General features: G+C 38.0%; 15 protein-coding genes. 9 read left to right on the top strand and 6 right to left on the bottom strand.

Features of this window, described 5'->3' with window-relative positions:
* Nucleotides 1–30 precede the first annotated feature (30 nt).
* Complete coding sequence (locus D1013_RS06670; RefSeq protein ID WP_121848122.1) at nucleotides 31–1,509, top strand: sodium:solute symporter; 1,479 nt, start codon at nucleotides 31–33, stop codon at nucleotides 1,507–1,509.
* 66 nt (nucleotides 1,510–1,575) lie between these two features.
* On the opposite strand, the gene D1013_RS06665 is transcribed toward D1013_RS06670, so the two are convergent.
* Both D1013_RS06665 and D1013_RS06660 read right to left on the bottom strand, forming a co-directional pair.
* Complete coding sequence (locus tag D1013_RS06665; RefSeq protein ID WP_121848121.1) at nucleotides 1,576–1,935, bottom strand: CoA-binding protein; 360 nt, start codon at nucleotides 1,933–1,935, stop codon at nucleotides 1,576–1,578.
* 196 nt (nucleotides 1,936–2,131) lie between these two features.
* Nucleotides 2,132–3,139 (bottom strand): 3-oxoacyl-ACP synthase III family protein, encoded by a 1,008-nt coding sequence (locus D1013_RS06660; protein ID WP_121848120.1) that lies wholly within the window; start codon nucleotides 3,137–3,139, stop codon nucleotides 2,132–2,134.
* A gap of 551 nt (nucleotides 3,140–3,690) precedes the next feature.
* Here D1013_RS06660 and htpG point away from each other — a divergent pair.
* Complete coding sequence (gene htpG / locus D1013_RS06655; protein WP_121848119.1) at nucleotides 3,691–5,580, top strand: molecular chaperone HtpG; 1,890 nt, start codon at nucleotides 3,691–3,693, stop codon at nucleotides 5,578–5,580.
* Between the two features lie 69 nt (nucleotides 5,581–5,649).
* Here htpG and D1013_RS06650 read toward each other — a convergent pair whose 3' ends face one another.
* Both D1013_RS06650 and D1013_RS06645 read right to left on the bottom strand, forming a co-directional pair.
* A complete protein-coding gene (locus D1013_RS06650) occupies nucleotides 5,650–6,459 on the bottom strand; it encodes an inositol oxygenase family protein (protein WP_121848118.1) in 810 nt (269 codons plus the stop codon).
* A 74-nt stretch (nucleotides 6,460–6,533) separates the two neighbouring features.
* Nucleotides 6,534–8,132 (bottom strand): solute:sodium symporter family transporter, encoded by a 1,599-nt coding sequence (locus tag D1013_RS06645; protein ID WP_121848117.1) that lies wholly within the window; start codon nucleotides 8,130–8,132, stop codon nucleotides 6,534–6,536.
* Between the two features lie 787 nt (nucleotides 8,133–8,919).
* Here D1013_RS06645 and D1013_RS06640 point away from each other — a divergent pair.
* From D1013_RS06640 to D1013_RS06630, 3 genes are all read left to right on the top strand, one after another.
* Nucleotides 8,920–9,345, top strand: coding sequence for a hypothetical protein (locus D1013_RS06640; RefSeq protein WP_121848116.1), 426 nt, complete (start codon nucleotides 8,920–8,922; stop codon nucleotides 9,343–9,345).
* 66 nt (nucleotides 9,346–9,411) lie between these two features.
* Nucleotides 9,412–10,044 carry an MOSC domain-containing protein gene (locus D1013_RS06635; RefSeq protein WP_121848115.1) on the top strand — a complete coding sequence of 211 codons (633 nt, stop codon included), beginning with the start codon at nucleotides 9,412–9,414 and terminating at the stop codon, nucleotides 10,042–10,044.
* Between the two features lie 59 nt (nucleotides 10,045–10,103).
* Nucleotides 10,104–10,466 (top strand): DoxX family protein, encoded by a 363-nt coding sequence (locus D1013_RS06630; RefSeq protein WP_317125497.1) that lies wholly within the window; start codon nucleotides 10,104–10,106, stop codon nucleotides 10,464–10,466.
* An 82-nt stretch (nucleotides 10,467–10,548) separates the two neighbouring features.
* Here the strand turns inward: D1013_RS06630 and D1013_RS06625 are convergent, their stop codons facing one another.
* Nucleotides 10,549–11,133, bottom strand: coding sequence for a T9SS type A sorting domain-containing protein (locus tag D1013_RS06625; RefSeq protein WP_162987823.1), 585 nt, complete (start codon nucleotides 11,131–11,133; stop codon nucleotides 10,549–10,551).
* 215 nt (nucleotides 11,134–11,348) lie between these two features.
* Here D1013_RS06625 and D1013_RS06620 point away from each other — a divergent pair, with 215 nt between their 5' ends.
* Nucleotides 11,349–12,236: an AraC family transcriptional regulator gene (locus D1013_RS06620; protein WP_121848113.1), complete on the top strand. Its 888-nt coding sequence runs from the start codon at nucleotides 11,349–11,351 to the stop codon at nucleotides 12,234–12,236.
* Complete coding sequence (locus D1013_RS06615) at nucleotides 12,236–12,835, top strand: alpha-ketoglutarate-dependent dioxygenase AlkB family protein (protein ID WP_121848112.1); 600 nt, start codon at nucleotides 12,236–12,238, stop codon at nucleotides 12,833–12,835. The genes D1013_RS06620 and D1013_RS06615 overlap by 1 nt, the downstream gene beginning before the upstream one ends.
* 247 nt (nucleotides 12,836–13,082) lie before the next feature.
* Here the strand turns inward: D1013_RS06615 and D1013_RS06610 are convergent, their stop codons facing one another.
* Complete coding sequence (locus tag D1013_RS06610; RefSeq protein ID WP_121848111.1) at nucleotides 13,083–13,853, bottom strand: S1/P1 nuclease; 771 nt, start codon at nucleotides 13,851–13,853, stop codon at nucleotides 13,083–13,085.
* Between the two features lie 107 nt (nucleotides 13,854–13,960).
* Here D1013_RS06610 and D1013_RS06605 point away from each other — a divergent pair, with 107 nt between their 5' ends.
* Nucleotides 13,961–16,219 carry a transglycosylase domain-containing protein gene (locus D1013_RS06605; RefSeq protein WP_121848110.1) on the top strand — a complete coding sequence of 753 codons (2,259 nt, stop codon included), beginning with the start codon at nucleotides 13,961–13,963 and terminating at the stop codon, nucleotides 16,217–16,219.
* A 63-nt stretch (nucleotides 16,220–16,282) separates the two neighbouring features.
* Complete coding sequence (locus tag D1013_RS06600; RefSeq protein ID WP_121848109.1) at nucleotides 16,283–17,086, top strand: Cof-type HAD-IIB family hydrolase; 804 nt, start codon at nucleotides 16,283–16,285, stop codon at nucleotides 17,084–17,086.
* Nucleotides 17,087–17,108: the final 22 nt, after the last annotated feature.

Below are 17,108 nucleotides of genomic sequence, written 5' to 3'. Positions count from 1 at the left end.
TTTTCGTAATTTGGCTGAAATTTTTCCTTCATGACCGCCATTCATATTCTACTACTAATTGGAATTTACTTTCTTTTGCTCCTTTCCATCTCATACTTTACAGGAAAGAATGACTCAAATATTGATTTTTTCAAGGCAGGTAAGTCATCGCCCTGGTATCTAGTTGCCTTTGGTATGGTCGGGGCTTCGCTTTCCGGGGTTACCTTTATTTCGGTACCCGGGTGGGTAGCGAGTTCTGAATTTAGTTATATGCAGGTAGTATTCGGTTATTTGGCCGGCTACCTGGTCATAGCCTACGTTTTGCTACCCATATATTATGAACTCAACGTTACTTCGATCTATGAATATTTAGAACGTCGTTTTGGCAAGACTAGTTACAAGGTCGGGGCTATATCTTTCTTTGTTTCAAGGGTATTAGGGGCCTCTTTTCGCTTGTTTTTAGTTGCCATTGTTCTTCAACAATTTGTATTTGACGACCTAGGCGTTCGTTTCGAACTTACCGTAATTCTTTCTATTCTTTTAATTTGGATTTACACTTTTAGAGGTGGGATCAAGACCATTGTCTGGACGGATACTCTTCAGACTACTTTTATGCTCTTGTCAGTAGGGTTATCCATTTATTTCATCAATCAACAATTGGATTGGAACATCTCAGAATTTTTGGCATCAGAAGAACTTAAGGAATACAATAAAATGATTTTTTTTGACGACTTCTTCGGAAAGAATCATTTTATCAAATCATTTCTAGGTGGTATGTTCATTACCATTTGCATGACCGGTCTTGATCAAGATATGATGCAAAAAAACCTGACGTGTAAATCATTAAAAGATGCGCAAAAAAATGTTGTTTCCCTAAGCGTTGTTTTGGTAGTCGTAAACTTTGTTTTTCTTCTTCTGGGCGCTCTATTGTTTATCTATGCCGACCGATTCGGTATTAGCACCCCTTTAATGAACGGAGAAGCCAAATCTGACCTATTGTTTCCACAAATTGCACTTAAAAGTGATCTGGGCATTGTTGTCGCCATAACTTTCATGCTCGGTCTCATAGCCGCGGCGTACAGTAGTGCCGACAGTGCTTTAACCTCATTGACCACCTCATTCTGTGTCGATTTTTTAGGCATTGAAAAGAAACCTGAAGAACGCCAGAAAAAAATAAGAAAATCGACCCACGTCGGCATGAGTTTCTTGCTGGTTTTGGTGGTCATAGCCTTCAAACATATTTTAGATACCAACGTAATCGACGGCCTTTTACAAGTCGCCACCTACACCTATGGGCCGCTTCTGGGGCTATTTACCTTTGGTATCTTCACAAAACACCAATTAAAAGATAGGTATGTTTGGATTGTTGCCCTGGTCGTAGTTTTGATTATTTATCTCATAGCTTCAATGCCCCCCAAAATCTTGGGAGGATATCAAATAGGATACGAACTTCTACCTATAAATGGTTTGTTGACCTTTTTAGGGTTGTGGTTAATTAGGGATAGAAAAGTGGAGCCCAAAAACACCTAGAATTCTAATAATTCAAGTGTTAAATTTCTTTAGGAAAATTCTTATCGAACATTCCTTCAATTTTCGTCAGTACTGATTGGTAGCCAAAAGAACAAGGGTACAGGCTACCTCTACTTCAATGCCTTTCGATTCCAATAAACGGTAAAGTTCTGGGTTTTCAGTACCAGGATTAAAAATCACGCGTTTCGGATTTAATTGTAAGATTTTGTCGATATATTCAGGCTGACGCTTTGCACCTATATACAAAGTAATAGTGTGAATGTTTTGAAAATCATCAAAATTGGTCTTTATTTGTACTTGTCTGATATCCCCCTCTTTTAAACCAAATGCTACGGTATCAACGTTATGGTCTAAAAGACGATTTACCGCCAGATTACTATAACGATTTTGTTTGAGTGAGGCTCCAAGTACAAGTGTTTTTTTCATTTGTTTGGCAGGGATGTTAAAATTTATGAAGTCTGTAACGTTTGTAATTTCCAACCGTCTATTCTCAACGTGCAGCAGCTTATCTTAATAAAATATTGGTCGTTGACAAAGCTATAATTTATAGTTAATGGTTAGTGTTTAGTATAGTGGAGTCAACGACAGAAACCCCGATTTTTATCGGGGTTTTGTTTTATGATTACCAGCGAATAATGGCACTGCCCCAAGTAAAGCCACTACCAAAAGCGGCCAAAACCACTAAATCACCGTCTTTAACTTTGTTGCTCTCCCATGCTTCGGTCAAAGCTATGGGTATCGAAGCGGCAGTAGTATTGCCGTATTTCATGATATTATTGAACACTTGGTCGTCAGATAGACCAAATTTGTTTTGAATAAATTGGGAAATTCTCAAATTTGCCTGATGGGGCACCAATAAATCAATATTATCTGCTTCGAGATTATTGGCTTTTAACCCTTCAATGATAACCTCACTAAAACGAACCACTGCGTTTTTAAAAACAAATTGCCCGTTCATATATGGGAAGTAAGATTCATCGTCGGGATTATTCTCCTCAATAATATCGGTTACCCACCTTTTGCCCATGCCAGGGGCTATCAAAGAAAGCTCTTCGGCATGTTGACCTTCTGAATGAAGATGGGTAGATAAAATTCCTTTTGAGTTATTATCTTCACGGGTCAATACTGCAGCACCGGCCCCATCGCCAAAAATCACCGAAACCGAGCGCCCTCTGGTGGTCATGTCCAAACCTCTAGAATGTAATTCTGATCCAATCACCAATACATTTTTGTACATGCCACTTTTAATATACTGATCGGCCACAGAAATGGCATATATAAAACCTGAACATTGGTTACGAACATCAAGTGCTCCCACTGTTTTTATGCCCAAATCTCGCTGAACCAAAACCCCGGGACCAGGAAAGTAATAATCGGGACTCAGGGTAGCAAAGACTATAAAATCGATGTCATCTTTCTCAATACCTGCCCTTTCAATGGCTATTCTAGCAGCCTTGACCCCCATACTCGTGGTAGTATCTTGATCAGGTATAACGTGTCTTCTTTCTTTGATACCGGTACGCTCTTGGATCCACTCGTCACTGGTATCCATTACCTTTGACAAATCATGGTTACTCACTACATTATCGGGTACGTAGTGCCCAAGCCCAATAATCTTTGAATTGTACATAGTATAAGTTTTTGAGTTAAGCTTCTTGTTGTTTATTCAACTTCAATAGCCATCTAATCGAAGGGAAGCCTAAAATTAAGATGTCAAAAATAGAAGAATCTTTTTATAGAGAGAAAATTAGACATATTCTAAGGTAGTGATTTAATATAAGCCGCATGTGCTTAATACAATTATCTGTCGGTTGAGGCTAAGAGGTTGAAATTTAATTTTTGAAATGCTACAATCAAAAACGTGCCCTTTTTGAGGGCACGTTCTCAAACAACCTAACCAATAAAATCAGAATGTGGCAATAGTAAAGGTCTTTTTCATAGCAATCTTTCCTATCCACTCTCAAATATACATTTTGTTTAATAAATAATAAAATTTATTAAACAAATTTAAATGTTAATTTATTCTTGTCATAAATGCTCAACGGAATAGTGTCAGTTTGTCATTCTATATTACTCTGGTATTTTTTTTGAAATTATCGTGACACGCAACAAAATGCTTGCAACCTTGTAAGGTATTCAAGTTTTAATTTATAAAGAATCACAGAGTCAAAATAATGTATTATGGCAACAGGTAAAATCAATGTTTCGGTTGATAACATATTTCCGCTGATCAAAAAGTTCTTGTACAGCGATCATGAAATATTTTTAAGAGAGCTCATTTCCAATGCTACGGATGCAACCTTAAAACTTAAGCATCTGACCGCAATTGGTGAGGCAAAAGTGGAGTATGGCACCCCTATTATCGAAGTCAAAATCGATAAAGAAGGGAAGAAAATACATATTACCGACCAAGGTATAGGTATGACCCAAGAAGAGGTCGAAAAATATATCAATGAAGTTGCTTTTTCCGGAGCGGAAGAATTTCTCAACAAATATGAAGATGGTGCGAAAGATGCAGGTATCATAGGACATTTCGGACTTGGCTTCTATTCTGCCTTTATGGTCGCCCATAAGGTGGAAATCATTACAAAAAGCTTTAAAGAAGACACCCAAGCCGTTCACTGGTCATGCGATGGTTCACCTGAATTCAATCTTGAGCCTGCCGAAAAAGAAGAACGTGGAACAGAAATCATTCTTCACATTGCAGAAGATTCTACCGAGTTCTTAGAAGAGAACCGCATAAGCGAGCTTTTAAGAAAGTACAACAAATTCATGCCTATTCCGATTAAGTTCGGAACTAGAACGGAAACACTTCCTAAGCCCGAAGATGCGAAGGAAGATGATCCTGCACCTACACAAGAGGTCGATAATTTTGTGAACAACCCTAACCCGGCATGGACGAAGCAACCTACCGATTTAGAAGACAAGGATTATAAAGAATTCTACCGAGAGCTCTACCCAATGCAGTTTGAAGAGCCCTTATTTCACATACATTTAAATGTTGATTATCCTTTCAACCTTACCGGTATTCTCTACTTCCCGAAGTTGACTAACGACCTGAACATACAAAAAGATAAAATTCAACTTTATCAAAACCAAGTTTTCGTTACCGATAATGTAGAAGGCATCGTTCCTGAGTTTTTGACCATGTTACGTGGTGTTATCGACTCTCCGGATATTCCGTTGAACGTTTCACGTTCTTATTTACAGGCGGATGGAGCGGTCAAGAAGATTTCTTCTTACATAACCCGAAAAGTAGCGGATAAATTGAACTCTTTGTTCAAAAACAATCGTGAAGACTTTGAGAAAAAATGGAACGATATTAAAATCGTTATCGAATACGGAATGCTGTCCGAAGAAAAATTCTTTGAGAAAGCTGATAAATTTGCTCTTTACCCAACCGTTGATGGCGCTTACTATACTTTTGAAGAACTTCAAGAAAAAATCAAAGCCAATCAGACGGACAAAGATGACAAATTGGTTATTCTATACGCTTCTGACAAACAATCGCAACACAGCTATATTCAAGCTGCAAAGGCCAAAAATTATGAAGTTTTATTGTTAGACTCGCCTATTATCGGTCACCTAATGCAAAAACTGGAGACTTCGAAAGAAAAAATCTCATTTGCCCGAGTAGATGCCGACCATATCGATAATCTGATTAAAAAGGAAGAAACCCAAATATCAAAATTGTCCGATGAGGAGAAAGAAAAATTGAAGGTAAGCCTTGAAGAAGTTATCGATGATAAGAGCTATACGGTTCAGCTTGAAGCCATGGATAGTACTGCCTCTCCGTTCATCATTACCGAACCTGAATTCATGAGAAGAATGAAAGAAATGCAGCAGACCGGTGGCGGTGGTATGTTCGGTATGGGCAATATGCCTGACATGTATAATATTATCGTCAATACCAACCATGAATTGGTAGGCGAAATATTGAATACGAAGACTGCCAAAAAGAAAGAACGCCTAATCAATCAATCCATCGATTTGGCCAAACTTTCAAAAGGTCTTTTAAAAGGTGAAGAACTTACCGAGTTTATTAAGAGAAGTTATGAAATGGTGAAATAACATTTTACCGATAAGTATAAAAAAAGCTCTGATTAATCAGAGCTTTTTTTATTTGAAGGAAACCGGCTATTACCAATAAATCGGGCCTGTACCCAAATACTTATCGGCAATTGGCTTGTAATAGTCAATAACATCTTCCAAATCATAAATCTTTTGCGATTTGGTGTAAAGGTCGTATCGGTTGAAATCTTTAATAATCTGTAGATACTCCTCATCTTTATCATTCAATAATTCTTTATAGCTTCCGCCGGAATGCCAAGGGTAAAAAGAATGATATCTTATCATTACCATGGCCTCAGGGGGTAATTTATTTTCTTTATGATTGGCCAATACCCTATAAAGATATTCATCATGACCCCAAGCCAAGGTTAAATTATCAAGACCGCATCCTTCTTCATAAATACCTGTGGTTGTATTGTAGCGAGGGTCTTGCATATCAGGATTCAATTTGTTGAACTCAGGATACACACAGCTATCCGGTAGCGCACAACCTACTACAAAAACATCACCAACTGTACCCCACTGCTCGTCTTGACTAGTACCATCTTCATCACTACCCCACATAAACATTACCTTGCCCAAATCATGAATAAGCCCCGTTAACTGCATCCAATCTGGGCGGTTGTCTTCACGAATAGCTTCCGCACTCTGAATCAAATGCTGCACGTTTGGCAAATCAAGATCTGGGTCACTTACGTCAATAAGTTTATTTAAGTGGGCCATGGCCTCGAACAAAGGCATTGGCTTATCGAAATTCAAATATTTGTCATGCATACTACGAACGTATTCGACCGTCTGGTTTTTACGCATTTTTCGATAATGCTCTTTGACAGCCGCTTTCACATCTACGGCCTCGTAGTTTCTAAATGTTTTCTCCATTACTGTAGTTTCTATTAAATGAGTTTAAGTCGTTTTTCAGATGTGAACATCAAAAAACGGGATAACGCGTTCATTCACACATTTCCAAGTACAATGTACAAAATTATTGCGCATGAAATCAGGGCCACACTAAAGTGCTTCGCATACTTCCAGGGTTTCAAATCCAAAACTTTTGCATCTTGCATTACAAATCTTTCTTCTTTCTTCATTAGAGCGGAGGCTATATGCATCACCAAAATGTTCAATACGAATTCAATACCCCAGATATGAACAAAGTGAAGCTGCACCTCAAAAATATAATCGACAAGAACGTAAAATACCAAGCCGAAGAGAAGACCGATTTTAGCACCCCCGGCAGAAACCCGCGGGAAAAGAAAACCGGCAATAATAACACTGGCAATCGGTATGAAGAAAATTCCGTTCAACTGTTGCAGCAACTGATATAGACCCTCGGGGGCTTTAGCTACAAATGGTGCTATACCGATAGCAAAAATTGCGAGCAATGCCGATGTCCATTTACCTATCGAAACGAGTTTATGGTCACTGGTGTTCTTATTAATGTATCTTTTATAGATACCTAAACTGAATAAGGTGGCTGCACTGTTCAAGGCACTGTTAAACGTACTGAGTATAGCACCCATCATCACCGCCACAAAAAATCCCGTTAACCATAGAGGTAAAACCTTTTTTACCAATAGGGGGTACACACTATCAGGGTTGTCATAAAGACTATCTCCAAAATAATAAAAGCCGATCAAACCTGGTAAAACCACAACCAATGGTACCAGTATTTTAAGTATGCCCGTAAACAAAAGACCTTTTTGAGCTTCCTTTAAACTAACAGCACCAAGAACACGTTGAATTATTGACTGGTGCATACACCAAAAATAAATTTGGTTCAACATAAAACCGGTGAATAAAACTTCGAAAGGTAATATGGCCGTTCGGGCCCCCTCACCCACTCCAGGTTCATCACTGACAACATTAAATTTCTCGGGACTATTTTCGAATACCATTCCGAAACCTTCAAACAAGTTTCCATCACCTATACTCAAAAGCGCCAATATCGGAACCAAAAGACCTGCCACAAGAAGTCCGAACCCATTGATGGTATCGGTATAGGCAACCATTTTTAGTCCACCGAAAATTGCGTAAACGGCACCTATAGAGCCAACTATAAGTATCGTAACCCAAATACCTTGTTGTTGGGTTACATTCAATAAATCTGATATTTCAAAAATGGCCTCAATGTTCAGAGCGCCGGTATACAGCACTATCGGAAGCAATGTTGCGACAAATGAAAATATAAGTAGTACCGCTATCAGGGTTCTGGTCAAGCCATCGAATCTATTCTCCAGAAATTGTGGTATTGTGGTCAAACCCATTTTCAAGTAGCGTGGTGCGAAATAAAGTGCCGCCACTACCAATGCTACAGCCGAAGTAACCTCCCAAGCGATAATGATTGCTCCGTTTCTATAAGCCGAACCATTCAGCCCTACAAGATGTTCGGTAGAAATATTGGTTAAAAGAAGAGATCCGGCGATAACAATTCCAGTAAGCGACCTGCCCCCTAAAAAATATCCGTCTTGGGTATCAAGTTTATCGCGTCTAAGTTTCCATGTTGCGTAAAATGCAACAAATCCGGTAAATAGTAAAAAAGTTAGTAAAGCCATAGCGATAAATGTATATAATTTTTCTTAACATTTTATTTCAACCAAAACGTACCACAACTATCTATTGATTAAAATCATTTAAGGAAAAGTATGTTGAGAAAGCTATTCTTTTGAGTGTGAAATTTTTATAGAATCGGAAATTGCAGCAACCCTGCCAATTAAAAAAAGGAGAGAAATTAAATAATTACATAGTAATGCCGAAATGTGATAATTATCATAAAAAAGAAGGGCTATATTTCATAAATTCATCATAAAGAGAAACAGTATATGAGAAAGAGAAATTTTGGCAATTATATCAATTGATTTATTGATTAACACATTACAGCTAATTGACTAGAAACCCTCGGTAAGAATTTGATAAAAATTTGGAGTATTTAATACCAAAAATTAACAACTCGATAAAAAACGACCTGCTTATCACTAACGAAATCGTTTTCAACCCCATAAGTATTTAAAAATCTGATATTTAATCCAAATCTAAGTTCTTTACGTATTGATTTTATACAAGAATATTATGAAATTTGACGTTATAAATTGTAATATTTAGACTACAAATTAATTAAGTTTTTAATTATAATTTCAATTCAATGTTTAGCAAGGAATCGGTACTGTTCTTAATAATAATCTGGAGCTTATTCCTCATCTGGGAATTTAATCTCAATTGCGGCAATGTGCAGAAAGCAGCCCCTTTAATGAGATACGACCTCGTGATACTGCCAGCTTTGATTCTTACCACTGGTTACGTATTCCATAGACATTTTAGAAATCAAAAGTAAGTGTTGGTCAAATGATATATCAAGAATTGAACCCGGTCGGAAACTTTGCCCCATGGGAAGCTTCTAAATTAAGTGAACTTGAACGTAATCAGGTATCGAATAGCTTAGGTCAAAAGCTACTTTTTGAGAACAAAGCTTTAAAAGTATGGGAAATTTTTCTTCAGCCCAATGAAAGAATGGGGTTTAGAAGAATAAGCAATAGTTACACCGTAACCTCTATGTGCGAAGGTTTAGCTGTATCCCGTTTTTCTGATGGCAGTATCTATCTCTATAGGTTTCAGGAAAATGATACCCGTTTCGTACCTCCAGCCAAGAATAAAGTTATTCAAGATTTAGAAAATATAGGTGAGAGCCCCATCTATTTTCATATAATGGAGTTTAAATCAATGATATTGGCTTTAGACTGTGATATAAAATCCATCTACAAGAGTAAATAATTCATAAGATTCTGCCCTACCTCAGCTTATTTTGTAAAAGCTGTTGTTCATTTCTTATTTTTGGGCATGAAAATAATCTCTACAAATATAGGTAAGCCCCAAACCATTAGTTGGAATGGGAAAACAGAACAAACTGGCATCTTTAAGTATCCTCTTAATGAAGGCCTGGACCTTAAAAAGGAAATCGTTTCGAACGATACCATTATTGATAGGGTTCACCATGGTGGCTCGAACAAAGCATGTTATATATTTTCAGCGGACGAATACGCTTATTGGAAAGAGATTTACCCTGATTTGGATTGGGACTGGGGCATGTTCGGTGAAAATCTAACTATTGAAGGTTTAGACGAGAATACCTTAAGAGTTGGCAATATTTACAAAATTGGTTCCGCTCTTGTTCAAGTATCCCAACCTAGAGAACCATGCTATAAACTAGGAGTGCGTTTTCAAGATCAAGGTATTTTGAAAAAATTTATCGATAGGGTTCGACCAGGCTCTTACCTCAGGGTCATAGAAGAAGGTCATGTCAACAAAGGTGATGAAATGGAATTGATAAACGAGTCTTCCAATGAATTTAGCATTACCCACTTTCATAACTTGCTCTACAGCAAAGAAAAATCTAAAGAATTACTGTATTTATTTATGAACAACGATGCCGTACCGCAATACAAGAAAGAAAAATTCAAAAAATATCTGTAATTTCTAATCCCTTTCACAGCCAGATTTTAATGTTGGGAAAGAAATTTTAGATAGCACATATGAATTTGAACGAACCTTGGCACTTTTATGTAATGTCCCTCATTTACATAGCTGCCGGCATTCTACACTTTGTTAAGCCGAAAATGTATCTGAGAATTATGCCGCCCTATATTCCCGGGCACAAGGCTTTAGTGGTAATCAGTGGTATCGCCGAAGTTGTTTTGGGTATTGCCCTTTATTTTGACTCCCTCAAAACGGCTGCCCTATACTGCATAATTTTGATGCTTACTTTTTTTCTCCCCGTTCATTTTCATATGCTGAACAATAAAAGAGCTGGTATGGGCCTGCCAAAATGGGCTTTATTTGCACGAATACCCTTGCAGTTACTTTTGATTTTTTGGGCCTGTTATTATATACACTGAATAGGTACCAATTAAAAAGCCCTGCGGTTTGCAACCCGCAGGACTTTTAACTCAACTCAACTTAAACTACTATTTTTAACAACTATTTTATGTTTATGGTCTCGTAGTAGGCTTTCTTACCATCGGTAACTACTACAGTGTAAGCATCTTTGTAAGCTGTCTTAAAGTTCATTACTTTTTCAACCACCATGGTATCTTTCCACTCCTGTGAAAAAACCAAACGGTTACTGCTATCAAAGACATCGACGTTTACATCGTTCTTGTCAAGGTTTAGGTGGTTAAAATAAACCACATCGTCTTTTACTCTAAAGACAGGTTTTGTTTCTTCTTTTGTATCTACGATAGAAACATTGGAACCTTTAACGTTTATAGTGTAAACTACTGTTCTAAGAGCATCATCAGTAGTAAAAAAGTATTGGCCATCTTTTAAATTCTGTAAATCGAATTTTTTGGCATACGCTTTTTTGTCTACGTTCTCATAATAGATGACGTTGCTCTCATTATCTAAAAGTTTGATGGTTGTTTTACCGGCTTCAGTTTCCAGTTCAAAAACCACGCTTTTTGCATTTTCATTAGTGATAAGGCTAAGTTTCCCTTCGTTGGCCGAAGCTGTCATTGTTCCGAACATAAGGGCGATCATTGCTGCTGTTCTTGCTACTTTTTTCATGACATTTTGTTTTATAAGCCCGTCTTGCAACAGGTTTGGTTAATAATCTGGTACAAACTTAGTACCGAATGCCAGACCTCACTACTACTGGTTTTTCCAATTTATGTGCTATTTTAACATCGGGTAGCAACCTTTTATCGGTAAAAGGTAATTTTGAACATTATTTGGTTAATTTTGCAAAGAAAAGCGTTTTTAAGCTGTATTAATTTTGTAATATGGAGAACAAATTCCCCCTTACTCAAAAACCTGCTTTTGAGGCCATAGAGCCCAGTTTTGGTCATTCCTATACCTATCAAAAGTTTGATGCCACCAAAAACAACAAACAAAGTGTATGGCATTACCACCCAGAAATAGAATTGGTACATGTACACGGTGGTTCAGGTAAGCGCCAGATAGGCAGTCATGTTTCCTATTATTCAAACGGCGACCTTATTTTAATAGGAAGTAATCTGCCCCATTGCGGCTTTACGGATAAATTAACGGGCAATGAATGTGAAACCGTTATACAGATGAAACAAGATTTTTTAGGAAATGATTTTTTCAAAATTCCTGAAATGAAAAATATCCAGAACCTTTTTGAGATTGCCAAGGGCGGAATAGCGTTTTCAGGCAAGACGAAGAGAAAGCTGGGCGAGAAACTTTTAATTCTTGAATATCAAACCGATTTCCAACGATTACTATCCATTTTGAACATCTTAAATGAACTGGCCATATCAAAAGATTTTAAGATTCTAAATGCGGAAGGCTTCTCAATGGAAACCGAAGTAAAGGATAATGATAGAATCAATATAGTCTTCAACCATGTGAAAGCTAATTTCAAAGAAGAAATAACCCTTGACGAAATTGCAGGCTTGGTCAGTATGACCGTACCTTCTTTCTGTCGGTATTTTAAAAAGATTACCAACAAAACGTTCGTTCAATTTGTCAACGAATATCGCTTGGTACATGCTTCTAAGCTTTTAGCGGAACAGCCTATGAGTATTACGGAAGTTTGTATGGAGAGTGGTTTCAATAATTTTTCTCACTTTAATAAACAGTTCAAAGCTTTCACGGGTCAAAACCCTTCTGAATACCGAAACGAATTGAAAAATGTTTTGCAGTAATGCATCGGATCGGCCCGATCAATGGCAGATTACATTTAATCGATAGTGAGATAAGCTATTTTCCCAACTTCATTTCCCATAATGAGGCTTGGGTTGTATTTGAAGAGTTGCTATCACAAACACGTTGGCAACAAGATACTATTAAAGTATTTGGTAAGGAATACCTTCAGCCCAGATTAACATCTCTGTATGGCAACAATGGTAAACCCTATAGCTATTCAAACCTAACGATGCAACCACACTCGTTTACCCCTTTGTTGATAGATTTGAAAAAGTTGGTCGATATTAAATGTAATACCCATTTCACCACTTGTCTGCTCAATCTCTATAGAAATGGAAAAGATAGTAATGGTTGGCATGCCGATAACGAAAAAGAATTAGGGTCTCGACCGATAATTGCCTCTTTGTCTTTTGGTCAAGAGCGTTTCTTTCATTTAAAGCATAGAAAACTAGTATCGGAACGGTATAAACTTTTATTGGAACATGGTAGCCTGCTAATCATGTCCGGTGATACTCAAAAGAATTGGCTACATCAAATACCTAAGACCTCGAGATTGGTTAAAGAGCGCATTAATTTGACCTTTAGGGTCATTCAATAAAAAAATCGACCACCTTAAATTAAGTGGTCGATTTTCTGTTACCCATATCTTTTTCGAAGTTCGGTACTGCCTTTAGCTGGTGGGCAGTCAACTAATGTCCTCATACCTTACTTCCAACCTTAATATAACTCCAAAAGCTGTACCAAAGTATCTCAAATCGTTGACTTAATAGCTTTTATGGATTATTTGTTGCGTAATTGCCAAAAAGTAAGGTGAACAGGAATTGAGAAAAATTCCCTATAGGTTCTTATCCGAAAATATCATTTAAAACTTTGGCTAGACGCAAACCTCCTTTTTGTAATTGCTGCTCAACGGTCGGCCACCAATCATAACTATACCTGTAAAAAAGCTTTTCGCCCACTTCGACCGAATCATATACTTCATTGGCCAAATCTTGGGTTTCATCAACCCAGTTTAAAAGATTACCGTTCTGAATACTCTTTATTTCCTGTTTTGTTAGACGGGGCATGGTCTTAGAAAGTTCTGAATAACTCATTTTATAATCATCGATCATATGCCCATCCCAAACGCGGTGCAGGTTGGTGCCTTCATCAAACCAACGCAATTGAATATCATTACCTCCCTTATCTTCTGCCCTACCTACGTGTAGGGGTTGATGCAAGTCTCCAACTAAGTGTACCAACATTTTCAGATAAAATCTTTTATCAGCCAGATTGCTTTTTGCATCTTCCAAAACCTCGATACATTTATTAATGCCTGTTACCAAATCACCACGTTCACTGGGCTCTATATCTTTATACCTTTTATCGGAAGGAATGTTCACATAATGCCATGGCCCGAATTTTCGATAGGCGGTATCTGATTTAATTTCATCACCGAAATTGGCCATTGAAGCCAAAGTTTCACCGTTCATTAATCTTTCTATCGCTTTTTGAGCCTTTCTGCTCAGATGCTCTTGGGCAATTTCACCGACGGCCCTATGCCCCGTTTTTGACCATTCACCCTCGGTTGCAAATCCTATTTGCCCAATTAGAAATAGTAATACCAATAGTCTCATTTTTCTAAAAATTTGTGTTCAAAAGTAGCTAATGAGATTAAATCTATTGTTAAGAAACACATCGATTTCATATTTAAATTTGATATTGCAACCTTAAAACAATCACCTTGATACTAAATAAAATTCAGAATAAATATCTCAGATGGGGTATAATCGCCTGTATCGGCTTGTTGGGTTTCTTCGTCTTATTTATCTCAAGTATTCGTTGGGGGCTTTGGGGAAAAATTCCTAAAGAAGAAGACCTTTCCGACTTCCAGTATCAAAGAGCATCTGAAGTTTATACCGCAGATAGTATTCTCATCGGCAAATATTATCTGTACGATCGACAACCTATTACATTTAAAGATATTCCTGAGGATCTTTTAAAAGCCTTGGTGGCTATAGAAGATGAACGCTTCTATGAGCATTCAGGTATCGACTATCAAAGTCTAGGAAGAGTAGCTCTCAAAACAATTTTAATGCAAGACCAATCTTCAGGTGGCGGTAGTACCATCACCCAACAATTGGCAAAAAATCTGTATCCCAGGCGAGATAGGGTCAATACCAACATCGTAGTCGATAAGGTGAAAGAAATGATTATTGCTTCCAGGCTCGAAGATATTTTTAGCAAAGATGAAATTCTTACCCATTATTTAAATACGGTCTCTTTCGGGGATAACACTTTTGGTATTGAAAGCGCTGCTTTAAAATTCTTCAATAAGAAGGCAAAAGATTTACAATTAGAAGAAGCCGCAACTCTTGTGGGCATGTTAAAAGCAACCTATGGTTACAATCCAAGGGTTTTTCCTGAAAAAAGTCTTTCAAGGCGTAATCTGGTACTTACCGCTATGGCCCATAACAATTTCATAGAAGATGCAGAGCGTGATAGCTTGGCCACCCTACCCCTTCTTTTGAACTATAAAGAATACGATAATAATGAGGGTCTTGCCCCCTACTTTCGTGAAGAGGTACGAAAGAAAATGTTGAAATGGACACAAGAACAGAAAGAAGATGGCAATGAATACAACATTTATACATCCGGGCTGAAAATTTACACTACGCTAGATTACAATATGCAATACTGGGCGGAAGCGGCTATGAGAGAGCATATGAAATCATTACAGGCCAGCTTTGAGAAAAGTTACGGTGAGAATGCACCTTGGGTGAAAAATAAGAAGTTGGTAGATAAGTTGGTCAAACAATCATCTATCTATAAAAAATTAAAATCGCAAGGTATTGAGGAGCAACAGATTTGGGATTCGTTGAGCCAAAAGAAGAAAATGGTTCTAGTCGATTGGGAAGAAGAAAAAACTGTTGATGCAAGTTCTATTGATAGCCTCACTCATTATATGAAATTCTTAAATACCGGTTCATTGTCATTAGACCCTCACTCAGGTGCCGTTAAAACTTGGATTGGAGGTGTAGACTTCGAGCATTTTAAATATGACCATGTGGCCCAAAGTAAAAGGCAAGTAGGGTCGACCTTTAAACCGTTTGTTTATACCGCGGCACTGGAGGTCGGTATAGAACCCTGCACCTATTTTTCTGCGGAAGAGGTCGAATATGAAAATCTAAAAGGATGGTCGCCCAGTAACTCAGGCGATAAAGATGAGACCTACCTTAATTATTCTATGGAAGAGGCTTTGAGCAATTCCGTCAATACGGTTGCCGTAAAAGTGCTTGAAGAAACCGGAATCAACAATGTGCTCACCATGGCAAAAAACATGGGTATTTTTACTGAATTGCCCAATCAGCCATCGGTGGCTTTGGGAACAGGTGAAATATACTTAAACGAATTGGCCGGGGCCTACGCAAGCTATTTAAATAAAGGTAGAGCCGTATTGCCCTATTTCATTAGAACAATTGCCGATAAAAAAGATTCTGTTCTTGTCGAATTTGAGCCTAAAAGAGCGGTTGAACCGGCCTACTCTGAACAGACCAGACAGATAATGGTAGAAATGATGAAATCGACCATTGACAAAGGTACGGCCTCCCGTCTACGAAGCACCTATAAACTGAATAATGCCATCGCAGGTAAAACGGGCACTACCCAAAACAATAAAGATGCTTGGTTCGTTGCTTTGACACCAAAATTGGTACATGTAACATGGGTGGGTCTTGATAATCATGAAATAGGCTTCAGAAGTACGCAACTCGGGCAGGGTGCCAATGCCGCTCTTCCGATATTTGCTAAATTGATGCAAGAAATGAACCAGCACCCTTCGTATAATGAAATAACCCAAGCCCAGTTTGAACGAACGGACCCTATGGTTCTTGATATGCTTGATTGCGAACCTGTCAAGAAAGACGGTTTCTTCAAAAGACTTTTCAAAAATCCCGACAAAAAGAGAAAACGCAAATTTAAAAGTGGTAACTCGACCCCTTAACATCATAACTGGGTTGTGGGCTGCTCTTTGCTTATCTTTACCCACAGATAAACCAACAATATCTTGAAGTATAAAGTTCTTTGTTCCGATCTCGATGGTACTCTACTATCGACCAAAAGTGATGTTTCCGATTTTACCATCTCAGAAATCAATAGAATAAAATCCAAATTGAGGATTGTCTTGGTTTCCGCTAGAATGCCCAGGGGCATGAACTATTTGCAGAGAAGACTGAGTATCGAAGACCAACCACTCATAAGTTATAACGGGGCATTGGTTGTTGACAACGAAAAAACAATAGCCTCAACCGAAATAGACATTCAACTACTAAAAGAAATTTATTCATTGGCAGAAAAACATTCAATCGGGTTGGGCCTATACTCTGGAGATGAATGGTATGTCGAAGAAAATACAGAACGGGTACGAAAAGAAATAAGATATACTCAAACCACACCGGTTTTTAGAAGCACAGAAGAAAGTCTAGATGATTGGAAAGAAAGGAGTGTAGGTGCCCATAAGATAATGCTGATGGGTACTGCGAACACGGCAAATGCGATAAGCCCTGAGCTCAGCGAGCATTTTTCCGATCACTTGAATATTTATCGCTCAAATGATACTCTGATAGAAATTGCGCCGAAAGCAGTATCTAAATTGACCGCTATCAAATTATTACTAAAAAAGGACGAAACGATGGAAGATGTCATTTCATTTGGTGATAATTACAATGATATTGAAATGCTTCAACATTCCGGTCTCGGTGTGGCGGTGGGCAATGCCCGTGAAGAGGTCAAAGCAATTGCCAACGCCATTGCCTTACCGAATACTGAACACGGTGTAGCCGACTATATTCAGCGGCATCTGGTATTTTGAGTATATTTGGAAAAAAGCATCT

The sequence above is a fragment of the Euzebyella marina genome, assembly GCF_003687485.1.
GTDB classification, from domain to species: domain Bacteria; phylum Bacteroidota; class Bacteroidia; order Flavobacteriales; family Flavobacteriaceae; genus Euzebyella; species Euzebyella marina.
Note: the sequence above shows the minus strand (reverse complement) of the source record. Positions and strands in the feature narration are given on the sequence as shown.

What these genes read in the sequence shown, in the direction of transcription:
- D1013_RS06665 (WP_121848121.1), bottom strand. Translation starts at nt 1,935, where the DNA reads ATGAAAAAAACACTTGTACTTGGAGCCTCACTCAAACAAAATCGTTAT.
- D1013_RS06635 (WP_121848115.1), top strand. Translation starts at nt 9,412, where the DNA reads ATGAAAATAATCTCTACAAATATAGGTAAGCCCCAAACCATTAGTTGG.
- D1013_RS06660 (WP_121848120.1), bottom strand. Translation starts at nt 3,139, where the DNA reads ATGTACAATTCAAAGATTATTGGGCTTGGGCACTACGTACCCGATAAT.
- D1013_RS06610 (WP_121848111.1), bottom strand. Translation starts at nt 13,853, where the DNA reads ATGAGACTATTGGTATTACTATTTCTAATTGGGCAAATAGGATTTGCA.
- D1013_RS06645 (WP_121848117.1), bottom strand. Translation starts at nt 8,132, where the DNA reads ATGGCTTTACTAACTTTTTTACTATTTACCGGATTTGTTGCATTTTAC.
- D1013_RS06650 (WP_121848118.1), bottom strand. Translation starts at nt 6,459, where the DNA reads ATGGAGAAAACATTTAGAAACTACGAGGCCGTAGATGTGAAAGCGGCT.
- D1013_RS06625 (WP_162987823.1), bottom strand. Translation starts at nt 11,133, where the DNA reads ATGAAAAAAGTAGCAAGAACAGCAGCAATGATCGCCCTTATGTTCGGA.
- D1013_RS06630 (WP_317125497.1), top strand. Translation starts at nt 10,104, where the DNA reads ATGAATTTGAACGAACCTTGGCACTTTTATGTAATGTCCCTCATTTAC.
- D1013_RS06670 (WP_121848122.1), top strand. Translation starts at nt 31, where the DNA reads ATGACCGCCATTCATATTCTACTACTAATTGGAATTTACTTTCTTTTG.
- htpG (WP_121848119.1), top strand. Translation starts at nt 3,691, where the DNA reads ATGGCAACAGGTAAAATCAATGTTTCGGTTGATAACATATTTCCGCTG.
- D1013_RS06640 (WP_121848116.1), top strand. Translation starts at nt 8,920, where the DNA reads ATGATATATCAAGAATTGAACCCGGTCGGAAACTTTGCCCCATGGGAA.
- D1013_RS06615 (WP_121848112.1), top strand. Translation starts at nt 12,236, where the DNA reads ATGCATCGGATCGGCCCGATCAATGGCAGATTACATTTAATCGATAGT.
- D1013_RS06620 (WP_121848113.1), top strand. Translation starts at nt 11,349, where the DNA reads ATGGAGAACAAATTCCCCCTTACTCAAAAACCTGCTTTTGAGGCCATA.